17 protein-coding genes, 1 tRNA gene and 1 pseudogene are annotated in these 20,582 nt (G+C 59.4%); 11 read left to right on the forward strand and 8 right to left on the reverse strand.

Annotation, left to right across the window (positions count from 1 at the left end; genetic code table 11):
* Positions 1 to 203 precede the first annotated feature (203 nt).
* The 3 genes from AC5I5B_RS08275 to sthA all read left to right on the forward strand — a co-directional run bounded on the left by AC5I5B_RS08275 (position 204) and on the right by sthA (position 4,955).
* Positions 204 to 2,144, forward strand: coding sequence for an LTA synthase family protein (locus AC5I5B_RS08275; RefSeq protein ID WP_161974078.1), 1,941 nt, complete (start codon positions 204 to 206; stop codon positions 2,142 to 2,144).
* A gap of 116 nt (positions 2,145 to 2,260) precedes the next feature.
* Positions 2,261 to 2,794, forward strand: a complete 534-nt coding sequence (locus AC5I5B_RS08280; RefSeq protein ID WP_003502984.1) for a DUF1003 domain-containing protein — start codon at positions 2,261 to 2,263, stop codon at positions 2,792 to 2,794.
* A 757-nt stretch (positions 2,795 to 3,551) separates the two neighbouring features.
* Positions 3,552 to 4,955, forward strand: coding sequence for a Si-specific NAD(P)(+) transhydrogenase (sthA, locus tag AC5I5B_RS08285; RefSeq protein ID WP_111834537.1), 1,404 nt, complete (start codon positions 3,552 to 3,554; stop codon positions 4,953 to 4,955).
* A gap of 249 nt (positions 4,956 to 5,204) precedes the next feature.
* On the opposite strand, the gene AC5I5B_RS08290 is transcribed toward sthA, so the two are convergent.
* From AC5I5B_RS08290 to AC5I5B_RS08305, 4 genes are all read right to left on the reverse strand, one after another.
* A complete protein-coding gene (locus AC5I5B_RS08290) occupies positions 5,205 to 5,852 on the reverse strand; it encodes a hypothetical protein (protein WP_111834442.1) in 648 nt (215 codons plus the stop codon).
* Between the two features lie 221 nt (positions 5,853 to 6,073).
* Entirely contained in the window at positions 6,074 to 6,634 is a 561-nt protein-coding gene (locus AC5I5B_RS08295; protein ID WP_111834443.1) for a nucleoside/nucleotide kinase family protein, read from the reverse strand.
* A 213-nt stretch (positions 6,635 to 6,847) separates the two neighbouring features.
* Entirely contained in the window at positions 6,848 to 8,326 is a 1,479-nt protein-coding gene (tig, locus tag AC5I5B_RS08300; RefSeq protein WP_060725748.1) for a trigger factor, read from the reverse strand.
* Positions 8,327 to 8,568: 242 nt separating this feature from the next.
* Positions 8,569 to 8,651, reverse strand: a tRNA-Leu gene (locus AC5I5B_RS08305).
* Positions 8,652 to 9,312: 661 nt separating this feature from the next.
* Here AC5I5B_RS08305 and AC5I5B_RS08310 point away from each other — a divergent pair.
* The 3 genes from AC5I5B_RS08310 (at position 9,313) to trmFO (ending at position 12,095) form a co-directional block, all read left to right on the forward strand.
* Positions 9,313 to 9,459 (forward strand): DUF1127 domain-containing protein, encoded by a 147-nt coding sequence (locus AC5I5B_RS08310; RefSeq protein ID WP_003502992.1) that lies wholly within the window; start codon positions 9,313 to 9,315, stop codon positions 9,457 to 9,459.
* A 458-nt stretch (positions 9,460 to 9,917) separates the two neighbouring features.
* Complete coding sequence (locus AC5I5B_RS08315; protein ID WP_003495735.1) at positions 9,918 to 10,061, forward strand: DUF1127 domain-containing protein; 144 nt, start codon at positions 9,918 to 9,920, stop codon at positions 10,059 to 10,061.
* A gap of 591 nt (positions 10,062 to 10,652) precedes the next feature.
* A complete protein-coding gene (gene trmFO, locus AC5I5B_RS08320) occupies positions 10,653 to 12,095 on the forward strand; it encodes a methylenetetrahydrofolate--tRNA-(uracil(54)-C(5))-methyltransferase (FADH(2)-oxidizing) TrmFO (RefSeq protein ID WP_165000585.1) in 1,443 nt (480 codons plus the stop codon).
* Positions 12,096 to 12,101: 6 nt separating this feature from the next.
* Here trmFO and AC5I5B_RS08325 read toward each other — a convergent pair whose 3' ends face one another.
* From AC5I5B_RS08325 to AC5I5B_RS08340, 4 genes are all read right to left on the reverse strand, one after another.
* The gene (locus AC5I5B_RS08325; RefSeq protein ID WP_111834446.1) at positions 12,102 to 12,704 is read right to left on the reverse strand and encodes a TadE/TadG family type IV pilus assembly protein; all 603 of its coding nucleotides are present in this window, start codon (positions 12,702 to 12,704) and stop codon (positions 12,102 to 12,104) included.
* Positions 12,701 to 13,153: a TadE/TadG family type IV pilus assembly protein gene (locus AC5I5B_RS08330; RefSeq protein ID WP_284160359.1), complete on the reverse strand. Its 453-nt coding sequence runs from the start codon at positions 13,151 to 13,153 to the stop codon at positions 12,701 to 12,703. Before AC5I5B_RS08330 ends, AC5I5B_RS08325 begins: the two co-directional genes overlap by 4 nt.
* A gap of 115 nt (positions 13,154 to 13,268) precedes the next feature.
* Complete coding sequence (locus tag AC5I5B_RS08335; RefSeq protein ID WP_129564966.1) at positions 13,269 to 14,396, reverse strand: pilus assembly protein; 1,128 nt, start codon at positions 14,394 to 14,396, stop codon at positions 13,269 to 13,271.
* Positions 14,397 to 14,421: 25 nt separating this feature from the next.
* A complete protein-coding gene (locus AC5I5B_RS08340) occupies positions 14,422 to 14,559 on the reverse strand; it encodes a hypothetical protein (protein WP_020012708.1) in 138 nt (45 codons plus the stop codon).
* 351 nt (positions 14,560 to 14,910) lie between these two features.
* Between AC5I5B_RS08340 and AC5I5B_RS08345 the strand changes: the two genes are divergently transcribed.
* From AC5I5B_RS08345 to AC5I5B_RS08365, 5 genes and pseudogenes are all read left to right on the forward strand, one after another.
* On the forward strand, positions 14,911 to 16,038 hold the full coding sequence (locus tag AC5I5B_RS08345; RefSeq protein ID WP_129564967.1) for an S-(hydroxymethyl)glutathione dehydrogenase/class III alcohol dehydrogenase: 1,128 nt from the start codon (positions 14,911 to 14,913) through the stop codon (positions 16,036 to 16,038).
* Between the two features lie 288 nt (positions 16,039 to 16,326).
* Positions 16,327 to 17,067: a DUF922 domain-containing Zn-dependent protease gene (locus AC5I5B_RS08350; RefSeq protein ID WP_165000587.1), complete on the forward strand. Its 741-nt coding sequence runs from the start codon at positions 16,327 to 16,329 to the stop codon at positions 17,065 to 17,067.
* A 105-nt stretch (positions 17,068 to 17,172) separates the two neighbouring features.
* Positions 17,173 to 17,436 carry an acyl carrier protein gene (locus AC5I5B_RS08355; protein WP_003503006.1) on the forward strand — a complete coding sequence of 88 codons (264 nt, stop codon included), beginning with the start codon at positions 17,173 to 17,175 and terminating at the stop codon, positions 17,434 to 17,436.
* Positions 17,433 to 18,965, forward strand: coding sequence for an AMP-binding protein (locus AC5I5B_RS08360; RefSeq protein ID WP_111834450.1), 1,533 nt, complete (start codon positions 17,433 to 17,435; stop codon positions 18,963 to 18,965). Before AC5I5B_RS08355 ends, AC5I5B_RS08360 begins: the two co-directional genes overlap by 4 nt.
* Positions 18,949 to 20,217: pseudogene (locus tag AC5I5B_RS08365) on the forward strand (type III PLP-dependent enzyme); the annotation flags it as partial. The gene AC5I5B_RS08360 and the pseudogene AC5I5B_RS08365, both read left to right, overlap by 17 nt.
* Positions 20,218 to 20,582: the final 365 nt, after the last annotated feature.

The raw sequence follows: 20,582 nt of genomic DNA on the forward strand, positions 1-20,582 counted from the left end.
CGTGCCCGCTCCGCAACGCGGCAATTGCATGGCGGCGCCCGTTACGCATCGGGCGCGCGCGTTCACGCTAAGGTTATCGCCGCACCGGCCAGGCTGCGCAAAGTTCATGTCGCGTTCATCGCGCTTATGTGACAGTTACATGACACTTTTGCGACACCCGATTCACCTCCCCGGATCGGCCGTGCCGCCTGAAATACCGGAGTATGGGTTTGAGACATTCGGCGCCAAAAACAACGGCTTCCGAAAAGGCTGGTTTTGTCTTTTCGCCTGCAGGGATTAGGAGCCTTTCGAAGCTTTCGGGCACGGCCTATACGCTTGCCAATCTGACGGTCGCATCCGTTGTGCTCGTTGTGGTGCTGGAGTGGATCGCCCGCGGTTCGCTCACGGATGTCGGTGCTTTCCTCACCTCATCCGCACGCCCCGGCATGACCACCATTGCCGCCGTGCTCGCCCTTCTCGTGGCGCTGGATGCCATCCTTGGCCGGCGTTACCTGTCGCTGATCGCCATTGCACCGCTCTGCGCGATGACCGGGCTGATCTCCGCGCAGAAACAGACCTATCTTTCCGATCCGCTTTACCCCTCCGACCTGCTGTTCGGCCGGCAGATCCTCGAGCTTCTGCCGACCATGCTGAAAGCACAGCCCTTGACGGCCGTGCTGCTCGGGCTTGGCATCTGCGCCGCCATTGCGGCACTTGTGGCGCTATGGCTGCTGGCGCGCCGCCATTCGCCCGTCCTGCGCTGGCGTGAACGCGCGGCTGGTCTCGCGCTGGCGCTGCCGCTTCTTGCCAGTCTTGCCTCGCTGATGGACTATTCGCACTATTCCTGGGCACGTGACCGTCTCAACATCATACCCATGATGTGGGATCAGCAGGAAAACTACCGCCACAACGGCTTCCTGATGGCCTTCGCCTTCAATATTCCGATGGCCAATGTCTCGGCGCCACAGGGTTACGGTGAAAACAGCATCGCCGACCTGACGTCCGAACCCGCCGCCTTCGCCGCCAACAAGGGCGACTACCCTGACGTCATCATGCTGATGAGCGAATCGCTCTGGGACCCGGCGCGGCTCGAAAACGTGAAGCTCTCGGCCGATCCGATGCCGACCATCCGCGCCAAACAGTCGGGCAACGTCTTTTCGCCCGAGTTCGGCGGCATGACGGCGAATGTGGAATTCGAGGCGCTGACCGGCTTTTCCAACGCCTTCCTGCCCTATGGCAGCATTCCCTACCAGCAATATATTCGCCGCCCTGTGCCCTCGCTCGCCAGTTTCTTCCGCGGCGAAGGCTATTCCGCCATCGCCATGCATCCGTTCCAGGAATGGTTCTGGAACCGCAAGCAGGTCTACAGGAATTTCGGCTTCGAGGAATTCCGCTCGGAAGAGACGCTGCCGGCCATGGAAAAACGCGGCAACTTCGCCTCCGACGATGCGCTGATGGATGAGATCATGGCGACGGCGGACCGGACGCAGAACCCGCTTTTCCTCTTCGCCGTCACCCTGCAGGGACACGGTCCTTACGAGGCCACCCGTTACGCCGAAAACACCATCGGCGTCGAAGGTGATCTCTCCGCCTCCGCCTCGCAGGCGCTTGCCACCTATTCGCAAGGGGTGGCGGAAGCCGATGAAGCGCTGCTGAAACTGATGCGCTGGGCAAAAAAACGCGACCGTGAAACCATCATCGTCCTCTTCGGCGATCACCTGCCGCCGCTCGGCCAGACCTTCGTGGAAAGCGGTTACATGCCGGGCATGGTGGCAAGCCGCCGTGCGCCGCTGGAGGTGATGAAGAAGGAACACGAGACACCGCTCGTCGTCTGGTCCTCCAAGAAGGGCGTGCGCAAGAATATCGGCACCATCAGCCCGGCGCTTCTGCCCTATCATGTGCTGAAGACGGCCGGCTTCTCCGATCCCTTCTATACCGGCACGCTCGGCGAGGTGCAGAAGGCCTTCTCCGTCATCGACCGGCATATGCTGGTGGCGACCGACGGCAAGGCCCTGCCCGACTGGTCGATCGCGCCCAATTCCATTCCCGACGTGGTGCGCGATTACCGCCTGCTGCAGTTCGACATGATGTTCGGCCAGCAATATGGCCGCGAGCGCTTCTTCCCCGGTTTCAACTGGCTGCATGAGGGCGCGCCGTCGGTCTGATGGTTTTCGGCGGGGACGCCTGAACCGCATGGTGGTGGAAATCGTTTGAATTCCACCGCCATGCGGGTTTATCTCGGGAAACATCCGCATCGCCCCATCAGAACCGGAGAAACACCGTGTCAGATATCTCCGACTATATCGTTTCGCACTTCAAGCGCTCCTCCCGCGAAATCGGCGAGGTGGAGCAGCGTATTCTCGAACTCTCGCACCAGAAAAAGCTGGTTTCGAGCGACATCAACGCGGAATTTTCCGCCGGCGCCAGCCTCGGCGACAGGCTGGCCGACAATATCGCCAAGGTCGGCGGCTCCTGGGGTTTCATCCTCAGCTTCTGCTTTTTCCTGGTGGTCTGGGCCATCGTCAACACCATCGTGCTGACGACGCGCGCCTTCGACCCCTATCCCTTCATCTTCCTCAACCTGCTGCTCTCCATGCTGGCCGCCATTCAGGCGCCGATCATCATGATGTCGCAGAACCGACAGGCCGCCCGCGACCGTTTTGAGGCCGCCAAGGATTATGAGGTGAACCTGAAGGCCGAGCTCGAGGTTCTTTCCCTGCATGAAAAGATCGATGTGAAAGTGCTGGCCGAACTGGCGGCGCTCCGCCAGGACCTTGCCGCGCTCCACCGTCACGTTACCCGCAAAGAAGACTGAAGCCGGAAAAAATCGTCCCCGCTTTTCCCCGCTCCGCGGCGCGCTGTTAGAGTGAACGCAGTCCTGCCGGGTGGCTGCCAGACGTGGCGGAAACCAAGGGACGGTCCTGTGGTGGGAACGCTGGCAACGTTCGTGGAAAGGACCATTTCGCAACAGGCGGTGCACGGCCCTTTGCGAAATACGGCATGGTGAAAGACCCGGCTGCGCAACGCATCCGACCCACACCAACCCCAACCAAAGCGCAGCCGGGCAATCGCCCGACGCACGCTGGGTATCCCCGACCGGCAACGCTGGGCGGGATGAAGCTGTTGGGTTTTTGAGGCTTTTTCAGGAGTGAAGGGAGGTGCGTGGAGCTTACCCCCCCTCTGCCCTGCCGGGCATCTCCCCCTCAAGGGGGGAGATCGATCTGCGGCAAGGCCTCGCCCATCTCAACGCTTGAGAATGGAGCAGTAAAAGAGCCTCTTGCCGATCTCCCCCCTTGAGGGGGAGATGCCCGGCAGGGCAGAGGGGGGTAAGCTCCACGCACCTCCGCGCCACTAAGAATCGCACAACCTCCTGAAACCTCACCCCCCAGTTACGAATCCGTCAGATTCTTACGCTACAGATTGACGCAGGCGTTTGTTGCATTGCACTCTTGCGGGCAAGGCTGAAGGGGGAATCACTCCCCATCATCAAAATGGCATCACGACCATTTCGCGGCGACGCCATGCCGGATGCGACATCCGGTCATTGCAATAATTCTGTTCCGGGGTTTTTCATGCACCAGTTCGATCTGATTGTTGTCGGCAGCGGTCCGGCGGGAAGACGGGCCGCCATTCAGGCCGCCAAGCTCGAAAAGAAGGTTCTGGTCATCGAGAAGGGCAGCCGCGTCGGCGGCGTTTCGGTGCACACCGGCACCATCCCTTCGAAGACCCTGCGCGAAACGGCGCTCAACCTCACCGGCTGGCGCGAGCGCGGTTTTTACGGGCGCGCCTATCGTGTCAAGCAGGAGATCGACGCCGAAGACCTGCGCCGCCGCCTGCTCATCACGCTGGATCACGAAGTGGAAGTGCTGGAGCACCAGTTCGCCCGCAACCGCGTCCAGCACATTCGCGGCACGGCAAGCTTCATCGACGCCAACACCATGAAGGTGGTGAAAAGCGATGGTGAGATCATGACCGTTACCGCGACATCCATCCTGCTGACCATTGGCACCCGCCCCTACCGGCCGCCGCATATTCCCTTCGATGGCGAAGCGGTGCTCGATTCGGACGAGATTCTCGAGATCAAGGAACTGCCGCGCTCGATGATCGTTGTCGGCGCCGGCGTCATCGGCATCGAATACGCCACCATCTTCAGCGCGCTCGACACGCAGGTGACGGTGGTGGAGCCGCGCGAAACGATGCTGGAATTCATCGACAAGGAAATCGTCGAGGATTTCGCCTATCAGCTGCGCGACCGCAACATGAAGCTGATCTTCGGGCAGAAGGCGGAAAAGGTGGAGCGTGACGACAGCGGCAAATGCCTCGTCTCGCTCGGCAATGGTCGCGTCCTCAAGGCCGAGACGGTGCTGTTTGCCGCCGGCCGCGTCGGCGCTACCGATACGCTCAACCTTTCGGCCTGCGGGCTGGAGGCCGACAGCCGCGGCCGCCTGAAGGTCGATCCCGAGACCTTCCAGACCTCGGTGCCGAACATCTATGCCGCCGGCGACATCATCGGTTTCCCGAGCCTTGCATCCACGTCCATGGAACAGGGCCGCATCGCCGCCCGCCATGCCGTCGGTGCACCGGCCGGCGAACCGCCGCAATTCTTCCCCTACGGCATCTATGCCGTGCCTGAAATCTCCACCTGCGGCCTGACGGAAGAAGAAGTCATCGAACGCGCCATTCCCTATGAATGCGGCATCGCCCATTTCCGCGAAACCTCCCGCGGCCACATCATGGGTCTCGACAGCGGGCTCTTGAAGATGATCTTCTCGCTGAAAACCCGCCGCCTGCTCGGCGTCCACATCGTCGGCGAAGGCGCAACGGAACTGGTGCATATCGGCCAGGCGGTGCTGAATCTCAAAGGCACGGTGGAATATTTCGTGGAGAATACGTTCAATTACCCCACGCTCGCGGAAGCCTACAAGATTGCCGGGCTGGATGCGTGGAACCGCATGGGTGAGATCAAGAAGGATTGAGAGAGTATTCAGCGGAACGGCACAACGCCATACGGGCGCTTGTGGTAAGGTCGTAGCCTCCTCTCCTCGTCACCCCGGACTTGATCCGGGGTCCAGCCAGCCCAAGTCCTTGGGCTGAAAAGACTCGCCTCAAGGCGCAGACGCGCCGTGGCTGGATGCCGGATCAGGTCCGGCATGACGGAAGAGAGACATTCACCTGCATCTTTCCTCTTGTCCAGAGATGATCCCGGCCCAAGCAGCCCGCCCCCCTCACCAGCGAATACTATACCGCGCACTCACCCCCGGCCGGAAATGATCCGCAAAACCCTGGTCAAGCGTTCCGCGCACCGTCAGATTATCGCCGATCTTCTGCTCCACCGCCACGCCGCTGCTGAACTCGTTGAAGCTGTTGCGGCTCGCCCCCGTCAGCACGAAGGCCGTGCCGGTTTCCGAGCGGGACAGGCGCAACGACTGCGACACATCAAGACCGTTCCATTGCTGCGCCGTGCCGTCGTAACGCACGGTGAAATTGCGGTTCGCCTCGATATCCAGTTCCGGCGTGACGATGCGCTTCTGCTGTGATGTCATGGAGAGGCTGCTCGACCCCGTCAATGCATTGACGATGACACCGACATCGCGTGCAAGCGAGACACCGGGCAGCTGTTCCGCCAGCAGCGTGACATTACCCCACAGCCGAACCGGCGTATCCACCACCTGCCCCGTCCTCGAGGCATTCATGCCCATTTCCAGCCCCGCCCGGATCGGCGTATCGACCGGCAGCTTGGCGCCGATGCGCGCCGTGTAGGAGCGATCGGAATTCTTGACCGGTTTCCAGATCAGCCCGGCCTCATCGGCATGAGCGGCCGTGGCGGCGGTAAAGAACGACAATACAAGGGCAGAACCCGTTCGGAGCGACATACTTGTCCCCTGGCAGATTAAGGGCGCGCCGGAAGACCCGGCAGGCACGGTAAAAGCTCAAGGCCAATGGTTTGGCAGCGATGAGGCCGCATAAAAGCGGCGCACAGTACCCGAGCGGCCGCGTTCAGCGACCGGGGCAAATCATGCTGCGCAGGGTGCCAGATGAACGGGAGATGAACAAGAGCAGATGCAGCAAAAAATCATGCTGCACCGCATTGTGATCAAAACGAAGAATCCCCGTGCTGCTCATTTCCTGAGGTCGGTCCAACGCAGCGGGTCAGGATGTCATCAATCACCACGTCTAAAGGCCTCGATGAATCAATGACCGTTGCATTGGCGGGAAGGTCTTCTTTCGTCGCATGGAGTTGCAAGACAAATTCGCGTTCGGCCGCCTTTCCGCCGAACTCGTCCTCAGGCCTCTCCATCAACCGTCTTCGCAAGATCGCGACGTCGATATCCAGAACGAAGACCTGATCGAAGCGGTCTATAAAACGCCCAAAGTTCCTTGAGCCGCCGCAGAAGAACGTGATCGCGTGACGTCGATCAGTCACCAGCGCCTGCACTTTTTTGACATCCCAAATATGATGCCGATGACGGTAGATAATATCCCCATCCCCTTGAAACAGCGAGAGATCGACCGGTTCGCCTGTTTCAGGATCACCTTTGTAGGCAAGTTCACGGTCGCCGTGGATGACATGATAGCCACGTCGCTGGAGTTCGGTTGCCACCGAGGTTTTACCGGTGCCGGAAACACCCTCGATCAAACAGTTTCTGACACCCATAACACGACCCTTCAACATTCCCCGGCGTCGTGGCGATGGTGCCTATATTTCCGGTTCGGCGGCCACGGTCTCTAACGATAATGATTCAGAATGACGCAACGATGTCAAAAGCCCGAAACCGGGCGAGCAATACTGCCAGAAAACCGGCGCCCAAACAAAAAGGCCGCAGCTTTCGCCGCGGCCCTTTGTTCAATCAGCTTGCACCGAAGAAGATTATTCGGCGTCGCCTTCGGCGGCCTTCTTCTTGGCCGGAGCCTTCTTCTTCGGAGCGGCTTCTTCGCCTTCAGCGGCGGCGTCAGCCTTGGCAGCAGCCTTTTTCTTGGCCGGAGCCTTCTTCTTGGTTTCCGTTTCTTCTTCGCCGTCGTCAGCCAGCAGCTCTTCCTTGGAAACGGTCTTGTCCGTTACCGAGATTTCGGAGAGCAGCTTGTCAATGACCTTCTCTTCGAAGATCGGAGCGCGCAGCGAAGCGGAAGCGCCGGGGGTGTTGCGGAAGAAATCGAGGATTTCCTTCTGCTGGCCGGGGAACTGCTGCAGCTGCTGGAACAGCGCGCGCTGCATTTCTTCTTCGGTCACTTCAACGCCGGCCTTTTCGCCGATTTCGGAGAGAACGAGGCCGAGACGAACGCGACGCTCAGCAAGCTTGCGATATTCTTCGCGGGCTTCTTCTTCGGTCGTGTCTTCGTCAGCGAAGGTCTTGCCGGACTGGGCGAGATCGGTGTTGATCTGGCGCCAGATGTTATCGAACTCGGCGTCGACGAGGCCAGCCGGCGTGTCGAACTTGTACATCTCGTCCAGCTGGTCGAGGATCTGACGCTTGACCTTCTGGCGGGTGACGTTGCCGTACTGGCTTTCGATCTGGCCCTTGACGATTTCCTTCAGCTTTTCAGCCGATTCGAGACCGAGCTTGGTGGCCAGTTCGTCGTTGATTTCAACAGCAGCGGCAGCAGCAACTTCCTTGACGGTGATGTCGAAGTTGGCTTCCTTGCCCGCGAGGTTCGCAGCCGGGTAGTCGGCCGGGAAGGTCACGGTGATGGTCTTTTCGTCGCCGGCCTTGACGCCAACGAGCTGGTCTTCGAAGCCGGGGATGAAGCGGCCAGAACCGAGAACCAGTTCAGCGTCTTCAGCAGCGCCGCCGTCGAAGGCAACGCCGTCAACCTTGCCGAGATAGTTCATGGTGACGCGGTCGCCATCGGCGGCCTTGCCCTTCTTGGCCTCGTAGGTGCGGGCGCTTTCGGCGATCTTGAGGATCTGCTCGTTGATTTCGTCTTCGGAGACTTCAACAACTTCGCGGGTAACCTTGATGCCGTCATTGGCCTTCAGTTCGATGGCCGGGATGATTTCATAGGCAACGGTGAATTCGAAATCGGATTCGGCCGACAGGATCTTTTCAGCTTCCTGCTCGTCTTCGGTCATGGAGATGGCCGGCTGGGTAGCAGACTTCTCGCCGCGGCTGGAAAGGATTTCGGAAGGCTTTTCACGAACCAGCTCGTTGACGAGGTCGGCCATGATGGACTTGCCATACATCTTCTTCAGGTGACCCATCGGCACCTTGCCGGGACGGAAACCGTTGATGCGAACCTTGTCCTTGGCGTCAACCAGGCGCTCGTCCAGACGGGCCTTCATGTCGGCAGCCGGGATAACGATCTTGAGTTCGCGCTTCAGCCCTTCAGCGAGCGTTTCAATAACCTGCATTTTCTCAAACCTTCACATCATGGCGGCGGTGCTCAGACAGCCGTTGGTTTACTTTCGAGCACTGCGCCGGAAACTTCGTTCCCCGGCCGTGGCTTCCCTTATTTCTTTACACAAGCGCCTGCCGCACACCTTTGCGCCTGCACCGGAGACCAAAGACCAAAGGGGAGAAAAGAACCCCGAAGCTCCCCGCATCTTATAAAGATGCACTCTGGCGCAAGCGTGGCACAGCCATGCCTTGCTTGTGGTGCGGGTAGAGAGACTCGAACTCCCACGCCGAAGCGTTGGTACCTAAAACCAATGCGTCTACCAATTCCGCCATACCCGCACGTTGGGCGGCGGTATGTCACAATGTTCTGAAAGGGTCAAGCACGCCGTTCCCCCGCCTTTCGTTTCCTCCGGACTTTTCTTGTTGCCCGCGCCGGCGGGGAGAGGCAGCCGCCCCCTAAGCTTATTTGCCGCCGCCGCCAGGGGATGAGGCGCAAGGATCGGACTGGGGCGATTCTGGGCTGGAAACGGGAAACCGCGGGGCATCCGCCCCCTCTCCTTGCCGGCCCGCCCCAAGCGGCACATCCGCATGGAAGCAGGCGGGGAAGCAGGCAATATTTATGCGGCTACATTGACATTATATATAGCCTCTCCCGCAACCGACATTGCCGGATTGCCGCCCCCCCGCTTCATATCTGCAATTCGAGGCTTCTGCGCCGCGCCCACCCCGTATCCGGCCATGCCTCCCGGATTCGCAACGCCCAACCCCATTCGATCACCAAAAGCACACAAATTGGTCACAAATTATGCACGGATCGCCGCAATCGGGTCGATTTCTCCACTTGCCTTGCGTTTAATGCATAGGTGACATCTTGCTTTGTCTGTTTTTGTTTTGATTAAACCGATTATATTCATGGTCATACAGAGATCGAGTTCAGCCCCGGACCAAAGCCTCCCAAGACTGGCCGTAGAGACTGAACAGCACGAAGAGGAAGATGAAAATGAACATCACACGCTCGCTGACCAACTGGCGCAAGTATCGTCAGACCGTAACCGAACTCGGCCGCATGACCGACCGCGAACTGAATGACCTCGGCATCGGCCGTCAGGACATCCGCCGCGTCGCCCGCACCGCCGTCGGCATCTAATTACACGCCCCGCCGCTTATTGCGGCGGATGCGAGACGACCTACCCAAAAAGGCCTGAGGCTTCCGCCTCCGGCCTTTTTTCGTTTTGGGCGACTGCACAGCCACTCGCCGCATCGGCAGATGAAAAATGCATCGATCGGCCGACCAATTGCACAGGCCTGGATCGCGCTAGAGCCTCTTCATGGCTGCTTTTCACACCGGAAAGCCTCTCCTACGCCGCCAAAAGCTGCCAAATCAGTCAAAACCGCCTGAAACACAGGCATTTCCGCTCATATTTTGCCCAACCGATACTCAAAGCCGCAAATTTAGCCGACATAGTGCACAAATGCATGGCAGTAGCCTAAATTCTGCACTGCACAACATGGCTCAATGTCTATATATAAACCTCAACAGCCGAGAGCACAGAGAAACACTGAGCCGGCAGACGAAATCAACAGAGATAGATTGAGGAAACGACCATGAACCCCATCCGCATCGCAAAGAACTGGATCTCCTACCGCCGCACGATCAACGAACTTGGCAGCCTGTCCAACCAGGCTCTGAGCGACATCGGCCTGACCCGTTACGACATCCGTAACGTAGCAGCCCGTTCGTTCCGCTAAGGCGTAAACGATCGTCCCGCTGCCCGACCTCCAGGGCGCGACGATCGAGCGACAGGTTAAAAAAAGCGGCGCCTCTGGCGCCGTTTTTGATTCTGGCGGAATATGCGGGAAATTCTCGCCAGTCGGCCGTTGAAGAACATCAGCACCGCACATCACGCCATGCGGTGTCGCCCCCTCCTTGTCGGTTGCTCTTCCGCTACACTCCTCTCCCGCCATGCCGGACTTGATCCGGCATCCAGTCACGGCGCGTCTGCGCCGTGGGAAGAGTCCTTTCAGCCCAAAGACTTGGGCTGGCTGGATTCCGGCTCAAGGCCGGAATGACGGAGGAAGATGGCCCCCTACAAAAAAACGCTGCCAACCATCACAGCAAATTACACATCCAGACGAAGACGAGGTCACCAATCACATTGGGGCGACCTGCTAGCATAAAGACCACATCCCCTCCGTCGTAATCCTCACCCCAAAAACATTTGGCTGCCCCGGCCATGCATGCTAGTGCATCCGCAAACAATGCAGCGTCCTTCGGGACCCGCGCGGAACAATCACTCGAAAGACAGCCGCCGGACGGGAGCCTTTGCCCCGCGGCCGCCCATGGACACCGAAATGCAAGACAAGACCACTTCTCCCATTCATGTCGTGGGCGGCGGACTGGCCGGTTCGGAGGCCGCATGGCAGATCGCGCAAAGCGGCGTGCCCGTCATCCTGCATGAAATGCGCGGCGTGCGCGGCACGGATGCGCATAAGGGCGATACGCTGGCGGAACTGGTCTGTTCCAACTCCTTCCGCTCCGACGATGCAACGGCGAACGCAGTGGGCGTCATCCATGCGGAAATGCGGCTCGCCGGCTCGCTGATCATGGCCTGCGCCGACAGACACCAGGTGCCGGCCGGCGGCGCACTCGCCGTCGACCGCGACGGGTTTTCTGAAGCCGTGACGAAAGAGCTGGAAAGTCACCCCCTGGTGACGATCGTGCGCGAAGAGGTGAACGGCCTGCCGCCGAAGGAATGGGGCAACTCGATCATCGCCACCGGCCCGCTCACCTCGCCGGATCTCGCCGCCGCCATTCAGGCCGAGACGGGTGAGGATGCGCTCGCCTTTTTCGACGCCATCGCCCCCATCGTGCACCGCGATAGCATCAACATGGATATCTGCTGGTATCAGTCGCGTTACGACAAGGTCGGCCCCGGCGGCACGGGCAAGGATTACATCAACTGCCCGCTGAACGAGGAACAGTATAACGCCTTCATCGATGCGCTGATCGCCGGCGATACCGTCGGTTTCAAGGAATGGGAAGGTACGCCCTATTTCGACGGCTGCCTGCCGATCGAGATCATGGCCGAACGCGGCCGCGAGACACTGCGCCACGGCCCGATGAAACCGATGGGCCTGACCAACGCCCATAACCCCACCGTCAAGGCCTATGCCGTCGTCCAGCTGCGCCAGGACAATGCGCTCGGCACGCTCTACAACATGGTCGGTTTCCAGACCAAGCTGAAATATGGCGTTCAGGCGGATGTGTTCCGCATGATACCGGGCCTCGAAAATGCGGAATTCGCCCGCCTCGGCGGCCTGCACCGCAATACCTATATCGATTCCCCCATCCTGCTCGACCGCTCGCTGAAGCTGAAATCCCGGCCGGACCTGCGTTTCGCCGGCCAGATTACCGGCTGCGAAGGTTACGTGGAAAGCGCCTCCGTCGGCCTTCTCGCCGGCCGCTTCGCCGCCGCCGAACAGAAGGGCGAGACCCCGAGCCTGCCGCCGGCCACCACCGCGCTCGGCTCGCTTCTCAACCACATCACCGGCGGCCACCTCTCCTCCGATGATGAGCCGGGCAAACGTTCCTTCCAGCCGATGAACATCAATTTCGGCCTCTTCCCGGAACTGACGCCGGGCTCGATCGTCAAGCCTGAAGGCGTGAAGCGTTTTCGCGGCAAGGACAAGACGATCATGAAACGCCAGCTGATTGCAGCGCGGGCGTTGAGGGATTGCGCGGAATGGCTCGGCGGAAACAGGAACGAGACACACGCGCTTTGAGGCCGCTCAGTCGGCTTTGAATGGCGAGCGTTTGAGATTCCACTTTGCGAAATCCGATTTGCCCGTCTGGTACGGATATCGCTGGGAAAAGAACGGGTTAACAGCTGCAACATATTCGAATTTGAGCGTGATATCGGCGAGGACCGAGATCAGCGGCTGGTAGCTGTAGCGACCGGAGACGACGATGACAGCCTCCTGAGCAACGAAACCGTTGGCAATCACGGTTTTCTCCCACGGCACATCTTCGGCGGAGCCCAGAAAATTGTGGGCGGGAAATTGCAGCCGGGCGACCTTATCCACCAGTTTGACGCTTCTCAACGTCAGGTCGAGTTTGCCCGTCTGGAGAATGCCGCTGCCGGAAAGCACGACGAAACTCGGAACCCCCGTGCGCACCCTTTCCTCGAATTCAGGAAATCTTGCCGCCCAGCGCGCTGAATTGTCGACGATCGTCATGAACCGGTCATAGCTCAGCCAGCCCCGCCCGATCTCAATGACCACCGCAAGCATAAGGACGAGCAGCGGTGCCAGAAGCCCCATTTCCACCGCCGCAGCGCCAGAGCGGCAACGGCCAAAACCAGCAAGACGCAAAAACCGTGTCGTCTTTTTCATTCGGTCACCCGCACGGCAGTGATCGCCAGGGAAATGCTGCGCAACTGATGAATGCCCCCCGTGTCCGGCACGAGAATACGCGTCGTCGGCATCAAAAAATTCCATTTGTAACCGATCGCCAGAATGTACTGCCCGGCGGTATCGGCGGGCGGGCGAAAATCGTTCACGATCGGTATGGGCACCTTGGCTTCGGCAATGTCGTCGTCGGGAATCGGCAAAAGGGCAATCTTGAGATTGGTTTCGTCCGTCCCTCCAATGAAACGGGAGGCGATTGCCTTACGCAGCGCAATCTCGGTCGCCGGTTTACCGTCCGCCGCCGCCTTGCGGAGATACTCGATGCCCGCATTCGAGGCAAAAGAGAGATAGAGATAATAGAGCATCAGCAGGCCGATTTCGAGCGTCCCAAAAATCAGCGCAAAAAACAGCGGCAACAGCAGCGCCGTCTCCACCGCCGTTGTCGCCTTTCGGTCGCCAAACAGCCGGTAACATGCCCCATGCGTGAACCGGCATCCGCGCGGGCCGCCGCAGCTTTTATCCTGACGCGGGGAAAGAAAAGACTTCATCTCAGCCTTCTTCCATTCGATCCACATAGATAAGCTGGAAGCCCGTGATGATGCCGCCGAAGCTGTCGCTCAGTCCGGTAGCCTCGATCGTCACCCGATAGATGGAGTAAGCCTTGACCCTGAAACTGTAATCCCTCGGCGTCCAAGCGATATTGTTTTTATCCTGAGCCATTTCCCACACCTTCTGCTGAGGTTTCAGGGTGGGGAGCCGTTGCTGTAGCGAAATCTTGATTCCGTTTGTTTTTTCGACGTCCTCGACGGCCCGGCGCCCATTATACCAAACCATGATCTTATATATCCCGGGGTGAAGCTCGACATCCTTGTAGATCGAGCTATTGGCTTCGATATTTTTTTTCTTGCCGGGCGCAGGCGGGCCCCAGTCGCTGTCGAGTTCCATGACATAACGGGTTGGCAATGAGAGCTCTGTGCCCGCCTTCTTTTCAATTCCGTTCTTGTCGGTGGTCTTTACCTTATCGGCCTCCTTCAGTGTGCAGGCCAAATCGTTCGCGGTGGGGGCCCCGTTGAGTTTCTTGCTCTCCATGCCCGCCGGATAACCCTGCCAGTTGTGATTGCGGCGACAGCAGGGGCTGCTCCAGTCCTGCAACTCTACGCCGGGTCCGGTCCCACCATCCCATCCGATTTCCGAATATGGATAGACACCCCAGCAGCCGCCGGGGGTTTCCTTGGTGACGCCGTTTTTCAGAACTCGCTCGACGCCGAGAGCATTGCTCTCGAACATATTGTCAATGATGACCGCATCGTCCTCGGGATAGGGCGGGATGCCTTCGCAGGACTCATCAAGGCGATATTTCAGCTTATCGAGATTGAACATCTCCGAGAAAATCAGACCGTAACTGAACTCAGCCTTGATCTTCGTCGTGGTCCAGTCCACCTCCACCTGGCGCGAGAGGACCTTTTGCTTGGTGGATTGAATCATGGCATCGAAGGCTGCGGCCACATTGTCACGCCTGACGCGGTCAAGCAACGTATAGGTGCGCGTGGGCTTGGTGGCTCTTTCGCACGCCATCGCCATGACCCGCTTGGACTGGTTGTAATATGCCAGCGCTCTGCCGCCTTCAAAAAGCAACCCCAGCAAAATGATGAAGACCGGCAGCAGCAGCGCGGTCATGATAGCGAAGGTGCCCGAGTGGTCTCTAAGGAGCGACGAAAAAAGGCTCCTTTTCCGTGCTGTTTTTTTTATCCGCCTGCTCATCCTGAAAACACCGTTTCATGTCGCTCATCGCGGCGGGAAAGGCGCGCTGTGAAAAGCGGTGCGCCGGGCTTTCTGCCACGCTAAAAAATATCCGGCCTGCCGCCGGGTGCTGAAAATTGCCTGTCGATTGGCGAACGCATTTTCGGGAGCAGTTCTCGCCGACCTCTTAAAATCCACGGGGTCATTAGCACGGAAACCGTAAACCAAAGGCCAACAAAAACCGGAAAATATGCTGTAAATTCATATGCTTAATTCATTTATTAATAAATTAGAACGTATGAATTACGGCCATCATGCCGTGCATGACGGGGCCGATTTCGGCAATGCAGTTTTCTTCGGGGCGACAAACCGGGGTTTGCCCCTTGTCCCTCCAGCCAAGCTCGGGCAAAACAGCCCTGTTCAATCACAAGACAATGCCAGGAGATAAGATATGGACGTTCGCGCCGCAGTTGCCATTCAGGCCGGAAAACCGCTTGAGGTCATGACCGTTCAACTCGAAGGCCCCCGTGCCGGCGAAGTGCTGGTTGAGGTCAAGGCGACCGGCATCTGCCATACGGACGATTTCACCCTGTCGGGCGCGGATCCGGAAGGCCTGTTCCCGGCCATTCTCGGCCATGAAGGCGCGGGCGTCGTGGTGGATGTCGGACCGGGCGTCACCTCGGTCAAGAAGGGCGACCATGTCATTCCGCTCTACACGCCGGAATGCCGCGAGTGCTATTCCTGCACCTCGCGCAAGACCAATCTCTGCACCTCAATCCGCGCCACCCAGGGCCAGGGCGTGATGCCTGACGGGACCTCGCGCTTCTCGATCGGCAAGGACAAGATCCATCACTATATGGGCTGCTCGACCTTCTCGAACTATACGGTCCTGCCGGAGATCGCGCTCGCCAAGATCAATCCCGATGCACCCTTCGACAAGGTCTGCTACATCGGCTGCGGCGTCACCACCGGCATCGGTGCGGTCATCAACACCGCCAAGGTCGAGATCGGCTCCACGGCGATCGTCTTCGGCCTTGGCGGCATCGGCCTCAACGTTCTGCAAGGCCTGCGTCTTGCCGGCGCGGACATGATCATCGGCGTCGACATCAACCCCGACCGCAAGGCCTGGGGCGAGAAGTTCGGCATGACCCATTTCGTCAACCCGAAGGAAGTCGGCGAGGACATTGTGCCCTATCTCGTCAACATGACGAAGCGTAATGGCGACCTTATCGGCGGCGCGGATTATACCTTCGACTGCACCGGCAATACCAGGGTCATGCGCCAGGCGCTGGAAGCCTCGCATCGCGGCTGGGGCAAGTCGGTCATCATCGGCGTTGCCGGCGCCGGCCAGGAAATCTCCACGCGTCCGTTCCAGCTCGTCACCGGCCGCAACTGGATGGGCACCGCTTTTGGCGGTGCGCGCGGCCGCACGGATGTGCCGAAGATCGTCGATTGGTACATGGAAGGCAAGATCCAGATAGACCCGATGATCACCCACACCATGCCGCTAGAAGACATCAACAAGGGCTTCGACCTGATGCACAAGGGCGAAAGCATCCGCGGCGTCGTGGTTTATTGATTGGATAAGACAGAGGCGGGACGCGCGTAACCGCGCGCGCCCGCCTTTCATACAAATGTGATCGCCTCCAACCGCCTGCAGCCATTGCGATTAACGGGACGGTAAATCTATCGTCGTAAGCCGATACTACGCGGTGGAGTTGAAAATCCCTCCCCGCCCAGAACGGCGCCAGACCAGCGGAGAGCGACCCTGAAAATCGTACCGATCGACAACGGAAACCGCGTCGCCGCCGTCGCTCTTCTGGCGAAAGGCTTCCCGGAAAAAAGCGAGGCCTTCTGGTCGCGCGGGTTGTCGCTCATCAGCGAGCATCACGAGCGGCGCGAACTGGGTTCAATCGGGCAATTACTGATCAAGGGCGACGATGCCGCAGGTGTGCTGCTGACGATCAAAAGCCGCCTGCCCGACACCGGCACGATCATCGTCAACCTGTCCAGCTGGTATGTGGAGCCTTCCTGCCGCTGGTTCGCACCGCGCATGCTGCAGATGGCCTCATCCAATGAGGACGAAATCTTCACCGATCTCACCCCCTCTCCCGAAGCCTGCAGGCTGAATGAGAGGCTGGGCTTTGCGACGGTGACCGATTGCACGCTTTTTTATCCGCTGCCCTTTGCTGCACTTCGCCCGGCGAGTGCGAGGCTCCGCCCGCTTGTGGACATAAAACCGGGAATATTGTCCGGCGAAACGCGCGGCATGCTGGAAGACCACGCCCGCCTCGGCTGCATCGTGGCCTTGATGGAGGCGGAGAACCGCCACCACCCGCTGGTCTTCCTGAAAACCACAACCAGAAGACTGCCCTCCGCGCGCCTCATCCATTGCGACGACCGGCAGGTTGCGCAAAGGCACATATCCGCAATTGCCCGCCACCTTCTTGGCCACGGCCGGGTTGCGCTGACCATGGCGGCGCTTGAGGGAGAGCGAAAGGCCGGCGGCCTTGCCGCACATAAATCTGCACCCATACAAGTAAAAGGCGTATGGAACCCACAATTTATTAACGAAACATACTCAGAGTTGGTGTTATTGCCACCGTAGGTATTTTAGTGATTCTTGCGCGACTCGACGGAATCTTGGCCTTTACAGACAAAGCGCCGTTCCGGGCAGTCTTCTGGGGAACACGAGGGAAATCGGAGAACGAGCATGCTTGCAGCGCAAAAGAGTGAAATCGACGTTGCTGATACCATCTATTCCTACCTCTCCAATCGTTTTCCCGCCTATGCCCCCTTTTCCGCCGACACGCTGCTTCTCGAAGGCGGTGTGATCGATTCGCTCGGGTTTCTTGAGTTGATGATCTTCCTCGGGGAGGGTTTCGGCATCATTCTCGATGACGAGCATTTCACCCCCGACAATCTCGGCACGCCGGCCGATCTCATCGCCTTCGTCCTCAGGGAACGGAGGAGATGACACCCCATTTCCTGCTGCACCATCTTCTTACCGCGCGCGCGGCGAGCGACGATCCGGCCGTCGTCCACAAGGACCGATCGCTGAACTATCGCGAATTCGCCGAGGCAGCAGCCCGTTGTGCAGCGGCATTGCAGGAAGCCGGAACACAACGCGGTGACCGCGTCGTCATCTATCTGCCGCGCGGCATCGAGGAATGCTGGTCGATCTTCGGCGTGAGCATGGCGGCCGGCGTCTTCGTGCCTGTCAACGCATTGCTGAAGGCGCAGCAGATCCGCCATATCATCAGGGATTGCGGCGCAAAGATCGTCATCAGCGACGCTGCGATGATAAATGAGCTGAATGCAGCATTGGCAGACCTTCCCGATGTCACGATCCTGCTGGCGGAGGAGATTGGGACCCGCACCGGCGCACCCGCCCGGCCTTCGGCGGCGATCGGCGAAGATCTGGCCGCAATTCTTTATACCTCCGGCTCCACCGGCTCGCCCAAGGGCGTGATGCTGTCGCACCGCAATCTTCTGGCCGGCGCGCGCATCGTGCGCACCTATCTGGACATCACCGGCAGGGACCGCATTCTTTCCCTCCTGCCCTTCAGCTTCGATTATGGCCTGAACCAGCTGCTGACAGCGGTGGAACAGGGCGCGGCCACTGTTATCTCCACCTTCCGGCTGGGCGATGAGATCGTCCGCGATCTGCGCGACCACGCCATCACGGGTCTGGCCGGCGTGCCGACGATCTGGGCGATCCTGACGAAAGCGGCCCCGTCGCTCACAAAGACACCGCTGCCGCATCTGCGCTACATCACCAATTCCGGCGGACGCGTGCCGCAGGAAACCGTCAAGGCGCTGCGCGAGAAGCTGCCGGACACGAAAATCTACCTGATGTATGGCCTCACCGAGGCCTTCCGCTCCACCTTCCTGCCGCCTGATGAAATCGACCGCCGCCCGACCTCCATCGGCAAGGCCATTCCCGAATGCGAAATCTTCATCGTCACCGCTGAGGGACAGAGGGCAAAACCGGGTGAACCCGGCATTCTCGTGCATCGCGGCCCGACCGTCTCGCTGGGTTACTGGAACCGGCCGGAGGACACGGCCAAGGTGCTGCGTCCTCACCCCTTCATTCCGGCGGCACTGGGCGGCGAAACCGTGTGTTATTCCGGCGATCTCGCGGTGGAGGACGAGGACGGTTTCTTCAGTTTCGTTGCCCGCAACGATGCGATGATCAAATCTTCAGGCTATCGCATCAGCCCGACCGAGGTCGAGGAGAGCCTGATGTCGACAGGGCTTTTCCAGCAGGTCGCCGTTATCGGCCTGCCCGACCCCTTTGCGGGCGAAAAGGTGCATGCCGTGGCAACCGCCGCCAACCAGAATATCGATGTTTCGGCCGCGCTTAAAAAAGCCGCCGAAATGCTCGCCCCCTTCATGATCCCGCGCGCCATCGAACTGGTGGAACGACTGCCGATAACGGCCAATGGCAAGGTGGATTACCGCGCGCTGGTGCGCGAACGGACGGACAATGGCGCCAACGGATAAACCCCAGAGCCACGGCCCGGCCTTTGCAGCCGCGTTATTCGGCATAAGCGAAAACGATCTGATGATCGGTGGACTTCCCGTGCGCGATATTGTCGCCGGAACCGGAACACCATGCTTTCTCTATGACGCCAGCGCCATGCGCCGCGCCTATCGCAATCTCGAAACGGCGCTCAGTGGCTTTGCCGACATCTATTATTCGGTGAAGGCCAATCCCCTGCCCGCCATCATCTCGCTTTTCCGCCAGGAAGGCGCCGGTGCGGAAATCGCTTCCGTCGGTGAATACCGCGCCGCCATCAAGGCCGGTGTCGCACCGGAAAAAATCATCTTCGCCGGCCCCGGCAAAAGCAAAGCCGAATTGCGCGAAGTGATCGAGGGCGGCATCGGCGAAATCCACATCGAAAGCGCCGAGGAAATTGGCCGCATCGAGGCGATCGGCAAGCCGGTCAAAGCCTCGATCCGCATCAATCCGGTGCCGGATGCACAAGCGGGCGCGATGCGCATGGGCGGCAAGGCCACGGCCTTCGGTTTCGATGAGGAAGAGCTGGAAAATGTCCTGCCACTCTTCAAGGACGCCCGCCATATCGATCTCATCGGCGTCCATATTTACGGCGGCACGCAGATACTCGATGCCGACATGCTCGTCTCCCAATGGCGACACGGCATTTCCCTTGCCGCGCGCATGGCCGAGATGCTCGGCAAGCCGCTCGAGACCATCGATCTTGGCGGCGGTCTCGGCATCCCCTATTTCGCCGGGGAAACACCGCTCGATCTTGAGAAAGTCAGCGCCGCCATTCCCGACCTCAAGGCGCTTCTGAAGGCGCATCCGCTAGTCGCAGACGCCCATGTCATCGTCGAACCCGGCCGTTTCCTCGCCGGTCCCGGCGGCGTCTATGTGGCGGAGGTGAATTCGGTAAAGACCTCGCGCGGCACTACCTTCGTGGTGATGGATGGCGGCATGCACCATCACCTCGCCGCCTCCGGCAATCTCGGCCAGATCGTCAAGCGCAACTACCCCATCGTCGCACCGGCCATGATGCAGGCAGACTATGAGGAAACGGCAACCATCGTCGGCCCGCTCTGCACACCGCTCGACACCCTGGCCCGCAATGCGGCCCTGCCGAAGCTGAAGGCTGGTGATCTCCTGGCAATCCTGCAATCGGGCGCCTATGGCGCCACCGCTAGCCCTTCGGGTTTTCTCAGCCATCCGGCGGCGAAGGAAGTGCTGATCGAGGATGGTGACATCGCCATTGTCACGTCGGCTCGAGATAAGGCTGGAGACAATATTGCTACCCTCATATCCGAAAATCCCCATCAAACACTAAGAATTTATGACATTCGCGAGGGCGTAATTGCAGCCGATCTTTACGACCTCCTTCATCTCCTCGCACCGGCCTCTCAAACGGCAACTTGGGTCGTTTCCACGGTCAAGTCTCTGCAATCCGCCGATGAATGGTTTGAGGTGGTGGGTGAATCGCGAGATGACCTCGAGATGTTGGCCCAGAAAGATGCGCGTATTTCAGGCGCCGTTCTGGCCGACCTCGCGAAGAAGGCGAAACAAGTGATATGGGGGCAGTTTACTGCGTTGTCGCCAGCCTTGGATCAGGAATGGGTGACCAT

Source organism: Agrobacterium sp. (assembly GCF_059499945.1).

What these genes read in the sequence shown, in the direction of transcription:
- AC5I5B_RS08275 (WP_161974078.1), top strand. Translation starts at nt 204, where the DNA reads ATGGGTTTGAGACATTCGGCGCCAAAAACAACGGCTTCCGAAAAGGCT.
- sthA (WP_111834537.1), top strand. Translation starts at nt 3,552, where the DNA reads ATGCACCAGTTCGATCTGATTGTTGTCGGCAGCGGTCCGGCGGGAAGA.
- AC5I5B_RS08290 (WP_111834442.1), bottom strand. Translation starts at nt 5,852, where the DNA reads ATGTCGCTCCGAACGGGTTCTGCCCTTGTATTGTCGTTCTTTACCGCC.
- AC5I5B_RS08295 (WP_111834443.1), bottom strand. Translation starts at nt 6,634, where the DNA reads ATGGGTGTCAGAAACTGTTTGATCGAGGGTGTTTCCGGCACCGGTAAA.
- tig (WP_060725748.1), bottom strand. Translation starts at nt 8,326, where the DNA reads ATGCAGGTTATTGAAACGCTCGCTGAAGGGCTGAAGCGCGAACTCAAG.
- AC5I5B_RS08310 (WP_003502992.1), top strand. Translation starts at nt 9,313, where the DNA reads ATGAACATCACACGCTCGCTGACCAACTGGCGCAAGTATCGTCAGACC.
- AC5I5B_RS08315 (WP_003495735.1), top strand. Translation starts at nt 9,918, where the DNA reads ATGAACCCCATCCGCATCGCAAAGAACTGGATCTCCTACCGCCGCACG.
- trmFO (WP_165000585.1), top strand. Translation starts at nt 10,653, where the DNA reads ATGGACACCGAAATGCAAGACAAGACCACTTCTCCCATTCATGTCGTG.
- AC5I5B_RS08325 (WP_111834446.1), bottom strand. Translation starts at nt 12,704, where the DNA reads ATGAAAAAGACGACACGGTTTTTGCGTCTTGCTGGTTTTGGCCGTTGC.
- AC5I5B_RS08335 (WP_129564966.1), bottom strand. Translation starts at nt 14,396, where the DNA reads ATGACCGCGCTGCTGCTGCCGGTCTTCATCATTTTGCTGGGGTTGCTT.
- AC5I5B_RS08345 (WP_129564967.1), top strand. Translation starts at nt 14,911, where the DNA reads ATGGACGTTCGCGCCGCAGTTGCCATTCAGGCCGGAAAACCGCTTGAG.
- AC5I5B_RS08355 (WP_003503006.1), top strand. Translation starts at nt 17,173, where the DNA reads ATGCTTGCAGCGCAAAAGAGTGAAATCGACGTTGCTGATACCATCTAT.
- AC5I5B_RS08360 (WP_111834450.1), top strand. Translation starts at nt 17,433, where the DNA reads ATGACACCCCATTTCCTGCTGCACCATCTTCTTACCGCGCGCGCGGCG.